The sequence below is a fragment of the Kitasatospora sp. NPDC059327 genome, from assembly GCF_042752535.1.
In the GTDB taxonomy this organism is placed as follows: domain Bacteria; phylum Actinomycetota; class Actinomycetes; order Streptomycetales; family Streptomycetaceae; genus Kitasatospora.
Genome location: NZ_JBHYYB010000128.1, coordinates 1 through 13,620 on the forward strand (window position 1 = coordinate 1; position 13,620 = coordinate 13,620).

The window sequence follows — 13,620 nt, forward strand, 5'->3', positions numbered from 1 at the left end:
TCGGGAGTGCGGGGGTCGGGCAGCGCCACGTGGTCGCCGACCCACCACGACCGGTAGCCGAGTTCCTCGGCCAGGGCGGCCAGGCGCGCCGTCGCGCGCGGCCCGTGCGTCGCCTTGGCGCTGAGTCCGTACACCCCGAGTTCCATGACTTCCCACCTTGTTCGATGACGGCACGCGTACGGCCCGGACCACCGCGCGCACCCGGCGGCGTGCGCGGTTCACGGCCGTGGCTCCGTCCTACCCGAAGCCGCGCCCGCCGCGAGGGCGACGCGCCCCGGCACCGGCGGTGAGTCGCGCCGTCCTGGCCGGTGACGTCCGGGCCCGGAGTCGGCACGGCCTCGCCTCCCGCTCAGCCGTCGCCTGCCCGGCGGCGGCAGTCCTGCCCGCCGGGCGGCGGGAAGGGGCGAGGGGCGCGCGAACGTCGGAGCGCCTCCGCGCGGTCGGCCGCCCCCGACACATACTCTGCACACTTACGGTCTCTGTCCGGCCTCGCCGGCGAGCCGGTGCCGCTGCCCCACCCCTCGGACGGGAGCCGCACAGGACGAGACGTCGACACCCGACAACGAGGCCCAGGAGCCCGGGCACGCCACCGGCCCGACACCTGCCTCCCACCGGACCGCACGTCGACGCGACACTCCTCGACCGCGGGCTTGAACGGAGAGCGGAGGAAGCGAACCGGTCCGTCCTGCGCGGGCTGTCGGCGTACCGGCCGCCCCGGGCGAGGCGTGCCGGGGCACGCACCACGCGCCGGGCGTGGTCGTACGAAAGGTGTCGGTATGACGGTGGTAGGCGGGTCGGCGGGGCTGCTGCGGCGGGCGTGGGCGGTGAACCGGCCGTTGGTCCTCACCGGGGCCCTGATGGTGCTGGTGCTGGCCGTCGCCCTGACGGGTCTGGTCGTGGGGCGACAGTCGATCACCGGGCAGCCGGCCTGGGCGAAGCCGACCAGGTTCGCGCTGTCGATCTGCCTCTACTGCCTCACGCTGACGTGGCTGCTGACCTTCGTCCGCGGCCGTGAGCGCCTCGTACGCACGGTCTCCCGGGTGACCGCGGTGGCGCTGAGCGTGGAGATGGCCCTGATCGCGGGCGCGGCCGCGGCCGGGACCACCAGCCACTTCAACTTCACCACCGCCACCGCGACGGGCGTGTGGATGACGATGGCCGTCTTCATCGTGGCCGCCTGGGTGATGAACCTGGCGACCGCCGTCCTGCTGCTGTCCCAGCGGGTGGAACCACCCGCGTTCGCGTGGGGGCTGCGCCTGGGCGCGGGCGTGAGCTGCCTCGGGATGGCCGTCGCGTTCCTGATGACCCTGCCGACACGCGCGCAGCGCGAGGCCGCCGCCGCCGGGCACGGCATGCCCGTCATCGGCGCGCACACCGTCGGACACGCCGACGGCGGCCCGGGGCTGCCGGTCACGGACTGGAGCACGCTCGGCGGCGATCTGCGGATCCCTCACTTCGTCGGTCTGCACGCGCTCCAGGTACTGCCGTTGCTCGGCATCCTCCTCACGCACCGGCCGCGCCGGGCGTCGCCCGGCCACCGTGCGGCGCTGATGTGGATCGCGGCGCTGTCCTATCTCGGCCTGATGGTCGTGCTGACCTGGCAGGCCCTCCGCGCCCAGCCGGTCACCGCTCCCGACGCGCCGACCGTCGCCGCGCTCCTCGTCCTGGCCGCCACCGCCTGCGCCGCCGCGTTCCTGGTCCTGCGACACGCCCGCGCCACGGACGGCTGATCCCACCCGCTGATCCCACCCGCCCGGAACGACCCTTGGCACGGCACCGCTCCCCCGAACCGGCCCAGGCACGGTCACCGTCCGGCCCGCCGAGGATCGCGACAGCTCCGGCGCGACGGCTCCGGCGCGGTGGCGCGGCGCCGTCCTCCGGCCGGGCTCGGGCCCGTGAGGCCGAGCCCGGCTCCAGGGGGGCATCGCGCCACCCGGCCGGACGTCAGTCCGGCACGGTGGTGAGGCGAGCCACCACCGCTGGTCGGCTCCCGCGCGACCGTCCCGGATGATCGGCTCCGTGCGGTGCGCGGTGGCCTCTCCGCTCGCGTCGGAGCACTGGCCGAGGGCTCACGATTGTCGCGTGGCCGGATCGTACGACCGGCGTTGCGCCGGAACGCCGGGCGCGCGGTTGGAGAGCCGGACGGGCGTACCGGCGGAGCCGGCGCCCTCCCGCACGGCCGGGCGGCTGCCCGGGGCGCGGACGGTGCCGTCACCGGGACGCGTCCACCACCGGGCGAGGTCGCGGGAGGCGAGTCGCGGTGGCCCCGCGTCGGCGTCGGTCGCCTCGACGCCGCGGTCGCCGCCCACCTCCTGGATCTCGCCCGCACGCGTGGCCGCGAGGCGGTACGCGTGCCCGGCGGTGGTCGGGAAGGCGAGGGTGGGTCCGTCGAAGGTGACGGGGACCGGGGCGCCGGAGCCGTCCGTCACCGTCACGGTCCGCCCGGGCCAGGGGTTGGTGACCTGCGCCGTCCCGCTCTGTTCACTGGTGAGTCGGAGCCGGCTGGGGGTGGTTCCGTCGGTGCGTGCCGAGAGGAGGAAGCCGCCCGGGACCCGCAGGTCGGTGAAGCTCGCGGGGCGGCCCGGGATCCAGTGGGGGAAGTAGGTGATGGTGTCGGCTTCCCGCCGGGCGAGCATCGCGTGGAGGGTCTCGATGGCGCCGACGGTCTCCAGGCCTCCGCCGTCGGAGTGCACGGTGAGGTTGGGCCGCATCCGGTTGCTGATCTGCTGGACGAACAGGTCGTGGAGGCGCTGCGCGGGGTAGCCCAGTTTGGCCGCCAGCGGGAAGCTCTTGGGGAAGTTGTTGCCCTGCCCCCACGAGTCGTAGGCGTCGAGGGTGTCGATGGCCGTCCTGGGGTCGTGCTGTGCGCCGAGCGGGTCGATCCATTCCAGGGCGACGATGGTGCGGCCGACGAGGGGACCGAAGTCGGTGTTGGTGTAGTCGCGGTTGTAGACCGTCCGGCCCCGGTAGGTCGCGGTCGGGGGCGGTGGCAGGTGGTCGAGGATGTCCTGCCAGGTGCCGCGCGGTCCGGGGTCCTGGTCGAGGGTCAGGCTGTAGCGCGTGAGCGCGGACAGGACCATGCGGATGGCGCCGAGGGTGAGGGTGTCGTCCTTCGCCCAGTCCTCCTCGTGGGCCGCGCCCATGGCGTGGTAGCGGCCGTCGGCGGCCTTGGGGCCGAGGTAGGAGATCCAGAAGTCGCCCACCTGCTTGAGGAAGGGGTAGAGGTGGCTGGCGAGGTAGGCGCGGTCCTGTCCGTACTCGTAGGTGGCGATGAGGGGGACGGCGGCGAAGCTGGCGTCGATGGTCTGGTTGCCGTACCAGCCGCCCTGGTCGGTGTCCGAGGAACCGGAGGTGACTCCCCACGGGCCGATGTTGACGGGGTAGAGCAGCCCCTTGGTCGTGGTCCCGAGCGCGTCCTTGAACTGCTGGGAGAAGGCGGCGCCACCGGCCGGTCGCGACGGTAGGGCCGCGAGGTCCCTGAGGGCCGTGGGCCGGTAGTCGAGGACGGCCCGGACCGCCGGTTCGGCCGTGTCGCCGCGGTTGCCGCTGAACGCTCCGTAGTACGGGGCCTGGAAGTTGTAGTTGAGGTGGTAGTCGCCGTGCCAGAGCGGGGTGTCGGTGGTGATCCAGGGTCCGTACAGGCCGGGTGCCACGCTGCCGGCGCGGCTGGCGGCGCCCAGCGCGTACAGCGAGCCGTAGTAGTAGCGCATCAGCGTGAGGTCCTCGCCGCCGTCCGGCTGGAAGACCTCGACGTGGGAGCGCAGCCAGTAGTTCTTCCACCAGTCCTGGCGTGCGGCGTCGAGCGTGGCGACGCGCGCCGGGGTCGCCCGCGCCGCCGCGCCGCGGGCCTGCCGGAGATGGGAGGTGCTGTTCCTGCCGCCGCGGATCGCGGTGACCAGCGTGACCGGTTCGGACGCGGTGACCGAGAAGGTCAGCGTGGAGGTGTTGGGCGCGGAGACGGCGGGCGTGGCGGAGGCGCCGAGGACCCGGGTGGCCACGCCGACCCGGTTGACCCAGAGGGAATCGGGGGTGCTCGCGGTCTGCCGGGTGGCCCAGGCGGTGTCACCGGTGGTGCCGGCGGCGGCGGGGTGGTCGGGGTTGTCGCCGCGTCCCCACACCTCGGCGAGCACGGGCACGGAGTCCGTACTGGTGGTGCGGACCTGGGTGACGACGGTGTCCTCGGAGTCGGCGACCCAGGAGGTCACCGTGACGGGCCTGGCGGAGATCGAGATCGAGGAGCGCACCTCCCCGCGGCGGATGTCCTGGGTCTGCTCGAAGGCGGTGCCTTCGTCGCCGCGGTCGTACGGAGTGCGAACGGTCAGTCCGCCGATGGTGATGGGGGTGTTGTTGCCGGGGCTCTTGCTGCTCCAGAAGTCGTTGCGGCCGAAGTAGAGGCTCTGCCGGTGCTCCGAACCGCCGACCGCCACACCCAGGTTGCCGTTGCCGAGCAGCGAGCCCGTGGTGTAGCCGTCGGTCTGAACGTCGCTCGGGGGGCTGGAGTGGACGCCGGCCAGTCGGTCGAGCCGTTGGGACAGGTCGGCCCACTCCGACGCGCGGTCGGCGGTGGAGGCGTACGACGTCGTGCCGGCGTGCGCGCCGGCGGGTACCGCGGTCGGGCCGAGGGCGATCACGGTGGCGAGTGCGGCCGCGGCCGTGACCGCTCGGGTGGCCACGGCTGTTCGGCGACGGTGCATGGGTTCCTCCGAGAGGTGGGGGGTGGGTGCGGTTCACGCGACCGTTCAGAGTTCGACGACGGTTCCGGTGCGGCGGGCGCGCTCGGCGGCGAACACGACGCGGTGGCCGGCCAGGCTGGCGTCGATGCCGGAGACGATGAGCTCGGGGCGGCCGGTGTGCAGGGCGTCGAGGAAGGCGTTGAACATCGCCTCGTCGCCGCCGGCATGGCCCTCGGCGGCCGAGGAACCGTCGAGTGAGGTGTCGAGGACGGTGCGGGTCTCGGTGCGGAAGTCGAAGACCTCGATGTGGCGACCGTCGCCGGTGAGTTGGCCGCGGGTGCCGAAGATCTTGGTGTGGCGGTTCTCCAGTGGAGTGAAGGCGGTCAGCGTGAACGAGGCGGTGACACCCCCCTCGAACTCCAGGTTGACCACCTGGTGGTCGGGGACGTCGTTGTCGCTGTGGTAGACGCAGCGCCCGTACGGCCCGTCGGTCAACGCGGCGGTCAGCGCCCGCTCGGTCAGCTCGCCGGCGGTGACGATCCGGGTGAAGTACCGCTTGGTGCCCGCGTGGCGCAGGCCGGCGCGGTACAGCGTGGTGGCCGAGTAGGCGCAGGAGTCCTGCAGCGGGCAGGTCACGCACCGGTCGGTGGCGCCCTCGGGGGCCGCTTCGCGGCGGAAGTGGGTGAGCGACCCGAAGGAACCGACCCTGACCACCCGGCGCCCGACGACGGCGGCGATCCAGTCGATGTCGTGGCAGGACTTGGCCAGCAGCAGGGAGGAGGACTCGTCCTCGCGGCGCCAGTTCCCGCGGACGAAGGAGTGCGCGAAGTGGTAGTGGCCGATCGGTTCCAGGTGCTGGAGGGAGACGATGTCGCCGATCGCGCCTTCGGCCAGCAGGTGCTTGAGCTTGACGGTGTAGGGCGTGTAGCGCATGACGTGACACACCGCGAGGGCCGTGCCGTTGCGCCGCGCCGCCTCGGCGATGGCCTCGCAGTCGGCCTCGTTGGTGGCCATCGGCTTCTCCAGCAGGAGCTGGTAGCCGCGTTCCGCCAGGGCGGTGGCCGCGGCAGCGTGTTCGGCGTCCTGCACGGCGATCACCGCGACGTCGGCCAGCCGCGGGCGCGCCAGCAGGTCACGCCAGTGGGTGAACCGGAACTCGGGGGCTATCCGGTGCCTTGCCGCGAAGGCGTGGCGGACCCGCTCGCGCGGCTCGGCCACGGCCGTCACGCGTGCCGCCTCGGGCCGCCCGGCGGCGAGGTCGGCGTAGGCCGCGCCGCGGGCGCCGGCGCCGAGGATCGCCAGGGTGAGCGGACGGTTCAGGGGGCGGCCCAGGTCGCCGGTGACGAACGCCTCGGACGTGGTGGCGGGGGTGGGGTTCAACAGCTGCTCCTGTGAGGGGACCGAGGGGTGGCTCGTCGATGGGACCGAGGGGAGCGATGGGCGGTCAGCCCTTGGTCGCCCCGCCGGTGAGACCCTTGACGAAGTGCTTCTGGAAGGCGAGGTAGAACAGGAGGACGGGAAGGGTCGCCAGGAACATGAAGGCGAAGACCTGGCCGTAGTCGCTCTGGTGCTCGCCGATCGCCCGGTAGACGCCCACCGTGACGGTGGTGCCGGTCGCGGGGCCCAGGAGGATCAGCGGGTTGAGGAAGTCGTTCCAGATCCATACCCCGAGGAAGATCAGCACGCTGGCCGAGGCGGGCCGCAGCAGGGGGAACACGACCTGCCAGAAGATCCGGAGGCGTCCGGCGCCGTCGAGGGCGGCCGCCTCCTCCAGCTCGATCGGAACGGTCCTCACGAAGCCGGTGAAGACCAGGACACCGAACGGCACGTAGTAGCCGACGTTGACCAGCACCAGGCCGGGGAGCGTGGCCATCAGCCCGAGCGGGCGCAGCACTTCGGTGATCGGCTCCAGGATCACGGCGGGCGGGATCATCAGCCCGCACAGCAGCAGCGCGAGCGCCGCCCTGGCCCACCGGCCGTCGGCGCGGGCCAGGTAGTGGCCGAGCATCGCCGAGACCACGGTCAGCGTCGTGACGGAGATCGCGGTGACCTGAAGGCTGTTGATCAGGCCGTACCAGAACAGGTGGTCCGGACGGGAGAAGACCATCTGGAGCGAGTCCAGGGTCGGCGGGACGGGCAGGCCCGCCGGGTGGGCGGTGATGTCCTGACCGCGCTTGAGGACGTTGACCAGGACCTCGTACAGCGGCAGGAAGAACACCGCGGTCACGAAGGTCGCGGCGATCGGACGAACCCACGGGGTGGTGCGCGCTGCGCTGCCGGTGCTCACAGAGCGGCCTCCCGTCGCCGCAGGAGGCGCAGGGCCAGGACCGAGACCACCGCGACCACGACGAGCATCAGGGTCGCCATCGCCGAGCCGTAGCCGACGCGGTTGTCGGTGAACGTGGTCCGCACGACCTGGAAGGCGATGGTCGAGGTGGTGCCCTCACCGGGCCCGCCGTTGGTGAGTACCTGGACCTGGTCGTAGGCCTTGAAGCCGGTGATCAGCAGCATGACGGTGTTGATGGTCAGTGCCGGCGCCAGCATCGGCCAGGTGATGTGACGGAACCGGGTCAGTCGGCCGGCCCCGTCGATCTCGGCGGCCTCCAGAAGCTCGGCCGGGACGGCGGCCAGACCCGCCAGGTAGACCACCACGCAGAATCCCAGCATCTGCCAGGTGATGATGAACGCCACCGTGTACAGGGCCAGGTCGGGATCGGACAGCCAGCCGGGCGGACGCGCCACGCCCAGACCGCGCAGCACGGAGTTCAGCAGTCCGTCGTCGGCGAGGATGGCCTGCCAGAGGACCGCGACCACGACCGAGGACAGCACGACCGGGGTGAAGAACACGGAGCGCAGCAGGTTGTACAGCCGGCCCCGCCGGTCCAGCAGCAGCGCGACGGCGAGTCCCAGGACGTTGGCCAGGACGGTCAGGATCGCCGTGACGGTCAGGGTGTTCCGGAGTGCGCCGGTGAAGTCGGTGTCCTGTAACAGCCGGACGTAGTTGTCGAGCCCCACCCAGGTCGTGGGCGGGTTGGCGGGGTTGCGGTCGGTGAAGCCGGTCCGCACCGTCATGGCGATCGGCAGCAGGACGAAGGCGAGGTAGAGAAGCAGGCCGGGTGCGCCGAAGGTGAGGAAGGACAGTGCCTTCGCCGGTCGGGGCCGGCCGCGCGGTCGGCGCCGGCCGGCCGGTGGGGGCGCGCCGCGGCTCGTGCCGCGGGAGCCGGTGCCCGCTTGGCGGGTCAAGGTCGCGGACATGGTGCTCTCCCTGCTCTCCTGTTTCCTCGGGCCGGGCGCCGGATGGTGCGGTCGGGGCCGGCCGTGCGGTCGGGGCCAGCCCCTTCGCTCGTTCCGGGGCCGGCGGGGGGTCGGCCGGGGCGCGGCTACTGGACCGCCTTGGCCCACTGGTCGTCGAGGAAGGAGCCGAACTGGTCGGGGCCCTTCCTGCCGTTGATCAGGTCGGCGACTCCGGCGGCCGCCTTGTCGGCGACGCCCGCCGGCATCGAGCCGTCACCGGTCTCGATCGAGAAGGCGTTGACGATCGCGTCGCGCTCGGCCGCCCGCCGGTACAGGTCCACGGTCAGGGCGTACACGGTGCCCGTGTCGGTGGGCGGGGTGTAGTTCTTCAGCGCGATGATCGAGCCGTCGGTGCGCACCGAGTTGTCCAGCGAGGTCTTGTCGAGCATGAACGTCAGCGCCCACTTCTTGGCCAGGTCGACGTCGGACGCCTTCGACGACACCGACATGCCGCCGCCCGTGTAGGCGGGCACCACCAGCGAGCCGTCATCGGTGGGCCAGGCGAACACGCCGACCTCGAAGCCCGGCTTCCTGGCGTCGGCGGACGCGGCGAACCAGGAGCCCATCGGGTACATCGCGCCCTTGCTGTCGCGGAACGCCTGCTCGTTGTCGGCGTAGGAGCGGGAGAGACCGGCCGGGTCGAGGTAGCCCTTCCTGGCCAGGTCGGCGACCTTGGTCACCGCCTTGGTGAACGCGGGATCGGTGAACCTGGCCTTGCCGGCGGCCTTCCGGGCCAGCCAGTCGGGGGTCTGCCGGTAGGTGTCGGTGGCCACCGCACCGATCAGCGGGTACATGTCGGCCCAGGTGTCCTTGCCACCGCCGCCCACGACGAACGGGGTGATGCCCGTGGCCTTGAGCTTGGCGCTCGCGTCCAGGAGTTCCTGGTAGGTGTTCGGCGGGGCGGTGACGCCGGCCTCGGCGAAGGCGGCCTTGTTGTAGTAGACGAGCGGTATGGGCTGTGTGTTGTAGGGAAGTTGGTAGATCCTGCCGCCGATCGGATGGGAGTGCGGCGCGACGAACTCCGCCAGCTCCGGATCCGTCCACGGCGCCAGCTGTCCCGCCTGCGCGAAGCCGTTGGGCGAGACCGCGATCATGATGTCCGGTAACTGGCCCGAGGCGGCGAGCTGTTTGGCGTAGCCGGCCCGGTCCGCCGAGGGGGCTACCAGCTTCTTGACGGTGACGCCCGGGACCTTGGCCGAGGCCCGGGCGATCGCGTCGTCCCAGTACCGCGCCGTCAGGTTCGGTGTCTCGAAGGTCAGAAAGGTCAGGGTGACGTCGCCGGCCCGGGCGACTCCGCCTCCGGAGGCGCCGGCCGCGCAGCCGGAAAGGGCGAGTGCGGTCGTGAGGGCAACGGCGATGAGCGTCGATCGTCTGTGCACGGCAGATCCTTCCCGGCCCGAGGTGCGGGGCCGGACGCGTCGGGGGTCACGGAACGTGCGAAGCCAACAGGAGGGACGTCGGGGCTCTGCTCGGGGAGGGCGCCGGTCGCCGCGGTGGCGGGGGGACGCGCCGATGGAGGGGTGGACGCGCCGATAGTTTATTGATGCATTGACTAAAATAACTTGCTAAAGTCTGATCGCGGGTCGGCGGCGCTGTCAAGAGGGGGACCGATGGGAAGAACGGGTGGCGACGGGTCGCTGCTGCAGCGCATCAACACCGTCGCCGTGCTCCGGTCGCTGCACGGCGCGCGGCCGCTGACGCTGCGTGATCTCGCCCAGGCGGTCGGCGTGTCCCGCAACACCGCGGAGGACGCCGCACTCGCGCTGGTCCGCGCGGGCCTCGTCGAGGAGTTCGTACCGCGGACCGACGAGCGCCCGGTCGGCCGCCCGGCCAAGTGGTACCGGTTCCGCGACGACCACGGCTACGTCGTGGGCGTGGACCTGGCCGTCCACGAGGTCAACGTGCTCGTCACGGACCTGGCCGGCACCGAGCGCTCCCGGCACACCCGAAGACTCGACCCGGGAGCCACCGCGGACAGCCGTGTCTCGACGGCCCGCGCGGCGATCGGGTCGGCGATCCACGAGGCCGGTGTCCCCGACACCCGGATCCTCGCCGTCGGGGCCGCCACCAGCGGCATCGTCGACGGCGACGGACGGGTGGCCCGCAGCGACCGGCTCCCGCAGACCCGGGGCCACCGACTCGCCGACGGGCTCGCCGTGTTCCCGGGGGTGCCGGTGCTCGTCGGCAACGACGCCAGACTGGCCACCCGCGCCGAACGCTGGCGGGGCACCGGCCGCGAGAGCGACAACTTCGTCAACATCGTCGCCGGCCGGCACATCACCGCCGGCATCGTCCTGGGCGGCCGGGTGCTCCAGGGCGTCCACGGCGCCGCCGGCGAGATCGGGGTGCTGCCCGAAGCCCGCTGGCGATCGGCGCTGGACGCGATGGCCGGCTGGCCGGACGACCGCGAAACCACCGTCCGCGCCGCCGCCGCCGGCAACGCCGAAGCGCGGGCCCGCGTCCACGAGCTCGCCGGACACCTGGCCACGGGCATCGCCGCGATCGTCCTGACCGTCGACCCCGAGTGCGTCATCCTCTCCGGAGGGCTCAGCCGCGCCGGGCACACCCTCCTCGACCCGCTCCAGCAGCACCTCGACGCCAAGACCCTGTTCCCCGTCCCCATCCGCCTGTCCACCCTCGGCCACGACGCGGTCGCGCTCGGCGCCGTCCGCATCGCCCTCGACAGCGTCGAGCAGGACCTCTTCGACACGGACTCCGCCCGACTCGCGGCGGCACTGGGCGGCTGAGGCCCCCGCGAGCGCGCGGCGCCCTCGGTCGGCGACCCGACCGGCGGGAGCGGGATCCCGGGGGAAACCACCGGGCGTGAGCCGCCCGCTCCGCTCGTCGGAAGCGGGCGGGTCTCGCGCGGAGGCTGGGCGGACGGGGCTGTCTCCGGCCCGCCGGAGAGCGAACCGGGAAGCGGGCCGGAGACAGTGGGGTGGGGCCCGGCGGTCAGGCCCGCCGCGGCCGGGTCGGGTCCGGTACCGGACGGTACGTCAACCGGGCCGCGAGTCGCGGGGCCGACGGCCTGAGCCGGTGCGGGTCGGCCGCGACCTCCCTCAGCGAGTGCAGCGCAGGCTGTCCAGGTTCACCGCCTCCCCCATGGCGCGCATGCCCGCGTCGCTGGGGTGCAGACGGTCTCCGCTGTCGTACGCGGGGAGCATGCGCGACGGTTGGGCCGGGTCGCGGACGACCGCGTCGAAGTCGACCACCGCGTCGAAGAGCCCGCCGTTCCTGATGAACGCGTTCGCCTCCTGGCGGATCTGCTCGCCCGCGGCCGTCCAGGTGTTCCACCCACCGAAGGGCAGGATCGTCGCCCCCACCACGCAGACGCCGGCCGTGTGCGCGCGGCCCACGATGTCGCGGTAGCCGTCGATCAGGTCCTGGGAGCTCGGCACGTTGTTGAGGATGTCGTTGACGCCTTCGAGGAGGATGACCGTGCGCAGCCCTCGCTGTGACAGCACGTCGCGCCGCAGGCGCTTGACCGCGCTCTCGCCACGGCCGTCCTGCAGGACCCGGTTGCCGACGATGCCCTCGTTCGCCACGCCCTTGACCAGGTTCCCGGGGGCGCTCTGGAGCCGGGCCGCCAGAACGTCCGGCCAGCGGCGGTTGGCGTTCCGGGTGGAGTACCAACCGTCCGTGATGGAATCGCCCAACGCGGCGACAGCGCCGGTACCGGCGGGGGCGTCGGCCACGACGGCATCCAGGTAGAACCAGCTGGTGACGGTTTGCGTGAAGGCCGCGCCGGCCTCGCCCCCCGCGTGATTGCCCTGGGGCGCCACGTAGGACGTCTGCATCGCCGCGTCGTGGCCGGTCACGGTACCGGAGGCCCGCTGGACGTAGAGGCTGACGGCGAGGTCGGAGCCGGCCCCGACCGTGATGCCGAGCGGGTCGCTGTAGAGCGTGCCCCCCGCGGGGACGGTCACCGAGGTGGCGCCGCCGAACGTCAGCGGGCGGTTGCTGCCGGACGCCACGGCGGCGCCCGAGGACCGCAGACCCATCCGGACGTCGCCGAACGTCACCGGCTGCGTGCCGAAGGCGTTCGACAACCGGATCCGCACGGCACTTCCTCCCGTGCTGGTGCGGACGATGAGGCGGTAGGTCCGGTCCTGGACGGCGTTGCCGCCGAGACGGTCGGTGCTCGCCGCCCACGTCACGACCTGCGTCGTCGCGAGCGTGCGGGTGAACTGTTCGTTGCCCGCCGTGCCGCAGGGCCACTGAATGAAACGGGCGCCGTCAGTCACGGCGCCGTACTGCACGTTCAGGCATTTGCCGCTGTGCCGGGCGACCAGACGGTACGCAGCGTTGCCCCGGTCGTCGAGCTTCCATTGAGAACTCGCCGTCCCGGTGCAGTCGTCCTGCTCGACCGCCGCCGCGTCGGCCGTGGACGCTCCCCTGACGGTGAGGCAGCGTCCGCTGTGCTGGGCGACGAGGCTGACGTAGCCGGCGCCGGCGTCCTCCAGGCGCCACTGCTGGTCCAGACCGCCGACGCAGGTCCGCTGTTCGGCCTGGACGGCGTTGGCGAGGTCACCCTGAGGAATGGTCAGGCACTTCCCACTGTGCCGGGCGGCGAAGGTGTAGGCCGGACCGGGGTCCCCGACCGAGCCGGTCGAGGCGGCCGGCATGGTGGCCGCGGCGCCGGCCGCGGGCACAACCGGCACCAGAAGACTCAGGATGACGGCGATGAGGAGAAGCCAGGATCTTCGCACTTCGTGTCCCTCTCTCTGCGGAGGCGGCCATCGGCCGCTCGCGAATTCGTGTGAACCTTGTCCGGCACTCCGCCGGACCACCCGGGATCCCTGGAACCGCGCCGGACTCCAGGGCGAGAGATGGCTGGCCGGAGTGATCGTCAAGCAACCTGCTGGGTGTGCTGGAATCCCCGGTGCGGCGCCCTTGCCGGACACGCACGGCCGCGGATTCCGGGGACCGCACCGAGGCTCCGGCCGCCCGTCGATCCGCCTGACGCGGAGAGCCACGACGAGGCGGGCGGATCCCGGCAGCACACACCCACACCACCAGGGCGGTCCCGTCCGAGCGCGGCGCCGCCGTGACCGTCGTCGGCAACCTCACCGACCGGACGGCCGCGCTCGCGTGCATCCCAACGCAGACCGCCACGCACCGCCAGATATCCACCGGAATGTGCGGCGAACGGTCGAACGGTGCGCCGAGCGGTGCGCCCAACGGTCGAGCGGATACCGGCTCCTGCCACTGACTTGCCGTCACCCGGCACCCACCAGCCCCTACAGGTGGTCAGCGCGTCGATCAGGCAGTGCCGTCCCACCCGTCCGGAGCACGATGCGCGCGGCGTCGGCGGTGGCCGGATCGGAGGTCCGGCGGAGGGCAGCCACCAAGTACCGGCGCGGCGGTGGCCGCCCGGTAGGGCAGCCACCGCCGCGAGGGACGCCTGCGGGCGCTTGATCGTGGGGTCGCTCCGGATGTCCGCCCGACTCCGGCCGGTCGGGGTCGGTGGTGGAGACGAGGAGGTGGACGTCGCTGAGGCGATCGGTGCAGCGGTCGGTCCGCCCCAGGGCGCGCCAGTCGGGGTGGGGGGGGGGGGAGGGCCCGGGGGCCCCCCCCCCCCGGGGGGGGGCGGAGGGGCCGGCCCGGGGGGGGTGGGAAGAGGGGGGCGGGTCTGTTGGGGGCCCAAAGGTGT

Annotated in this window: 8 protein-coding genes; 2 read left to right on the top strand and 6 right to left on the bottom strand. The window is 72.8% G+C overall.

The genetic code is table 11. From position 1 onward, the window contains the following. Positions 1-776 precede the first annotated feature (776 nt). Entirely contained in the window at positions 777-1,730 is a 954-nt protein-coding gene (locus tag ACFXHB_RS39990; RefSeq protein WP_380581253.1) for a hypothetical protein, read from the top strand. A 339-nt stretch (positions 1,731-2,069) separates the two neighbouring features. On the opposite strand, the gene ACFXHB_RS39995 is transcribed toward ACFXHB_RS39990, so the two are convergent. The 5 genes from ACFXHB_RS39995 to ACFXHB_RS40015 all read right to left on the bottom strand — a co-directional run bounded on the left by ACFXHB_RS39995 (position 2,070) and on the right by ACFXHB_RS40015 (position 9,346). Then, the gene (locus ACFXHB_RS39995) at positions 2,070-4,694 is read right to left on the bottom strand and encodes a hypothetical protein (RefSeq protein ID WP_380581255.1); all 2,625 of its coding nucleotides are present in this window, start codon (positions 4,692-4,694) and stop codon (positions 2,070-2,072) included. A gap of 45 nt (positions 4,695-4,739) precedes the next feature. Then, the gene (locus tag ACFXHB_RS40000) at positions 4,740-6,053 is read right to left on the bottom strand and encodes a Gfo/Idh/MocA family protein (RefSeq protein ID WP_380581257.1); all 1,314 of its coding nucleotides are present in this window, start codon (positions 6,051-6,053) and stop codon (positions 4,740-4,742) included. Positions 6,054-6,117: 64 nt separating this feature from the next. Further along, positions 6,118-6,960: a carbohydrate ABC transporter permease gene (locus tag ACFXHB_RS40005; RefSeq protein WP_380581259.1), complete on the bottom strand. Its 843-nt coding sequence runs from the start codon at positions 6,958-6,960 to the stop codon at positions 6,118-6,120. After that, complete coding sequence (locus ACFXHB_RS40010; protein WP_380581261.1) at positions 6,957-7,928, bottom strand: carbohydrate ABC transporter permease; 972 nt, start codon at positions 7,926-7,928, stop codon at positions 6,957-6,959. The genes ACFXHB_RS40005 and ACFXHB_RS40010 overlap by 4 nt, the downstream gene beginning before the upstream one ends. Positions 7,929-8,053: 125 nt before the next feature. Beyond that, the gene (locus ACFXHB_RS40015) at positions 8,054-9,346 is read right to left on the bottom strand and encodes an ABC transporter substrate-binding protein (RefSeq protein ID WP_380581263.1); all 1,293 of its coding nucleotides are present in this window, start codon (positions 9,344-9,346) and stop codon (positions 8,054-8,056) included. A 231-nt stretch (positions 9,347-9,577) separates the two neighbouring features. Here ACFXHB_RS40015 and ACFXHB_RS40020 point away from each other — a divergent pair, with 231 nt between their 5' ends. Then, positions 9,578-10,714: an ROK family protein gene (locus ACFXHB_RS40020; RefSeq protein WP_380581265.1), complete on the top strand. Its 1,137-nt coding sequence runs from the start codon at positions 9,578-9,580 to the stop codon at positions 10,712-10,714. A 312-nt stretch (positions 10,715-11,026) separates the two neighbouring features. On the opposite strand, the gene ACFXHB_RS40025 is transcribed toward ACFXHB_RS40020, so the two are convergent. Further along, a complete protein-coding gene (locus tag ACFXHB_RS40025; protein ID WP_380581269.1) occupies positions 11,027-12,628 on the bottom strand; it encodes an RICIN domain-containing protein in 1,602 nt (533 codons plus the stop codon). Between the last annotated feature and the right edge of the window lie 992 nt (positions 12,629-13,620).

Excerpts from the sequence above, each read along its gene's own strand:
- ACFXHB_RS39995 (WP_380581255.1), bottom strand. The coding sequence starts at position 4,694 with ATGCACCGTCGCCGAACAGCCGTGGCCACCCGAGCGGTCACGGCCGCG.
- ACFXHB_RS39990 (WP_380581253.1), top strand. The coding sequence starts at position 777 with ATGACGGTGGTAGGCGGGTCGGCGGGGCTGCTGCGGCGGGCGTGGGCG.
- ACFXHB_RS40020 (WP_380581265.1), top strand. The coding sequence starts at position 9,578 with ATGGGAAGAACGGGTGGCGACGGGTCGCTGCTGCAGCGCATCAACACC.
- ACFXHB_RS40010 (WP_380581261.1), bottom strand. The coding sequence starts at position 7,928 with ATGTCCGCGACCTTGACCCGCCAAGCGGGCACCGGCTCCCGCGGCACG.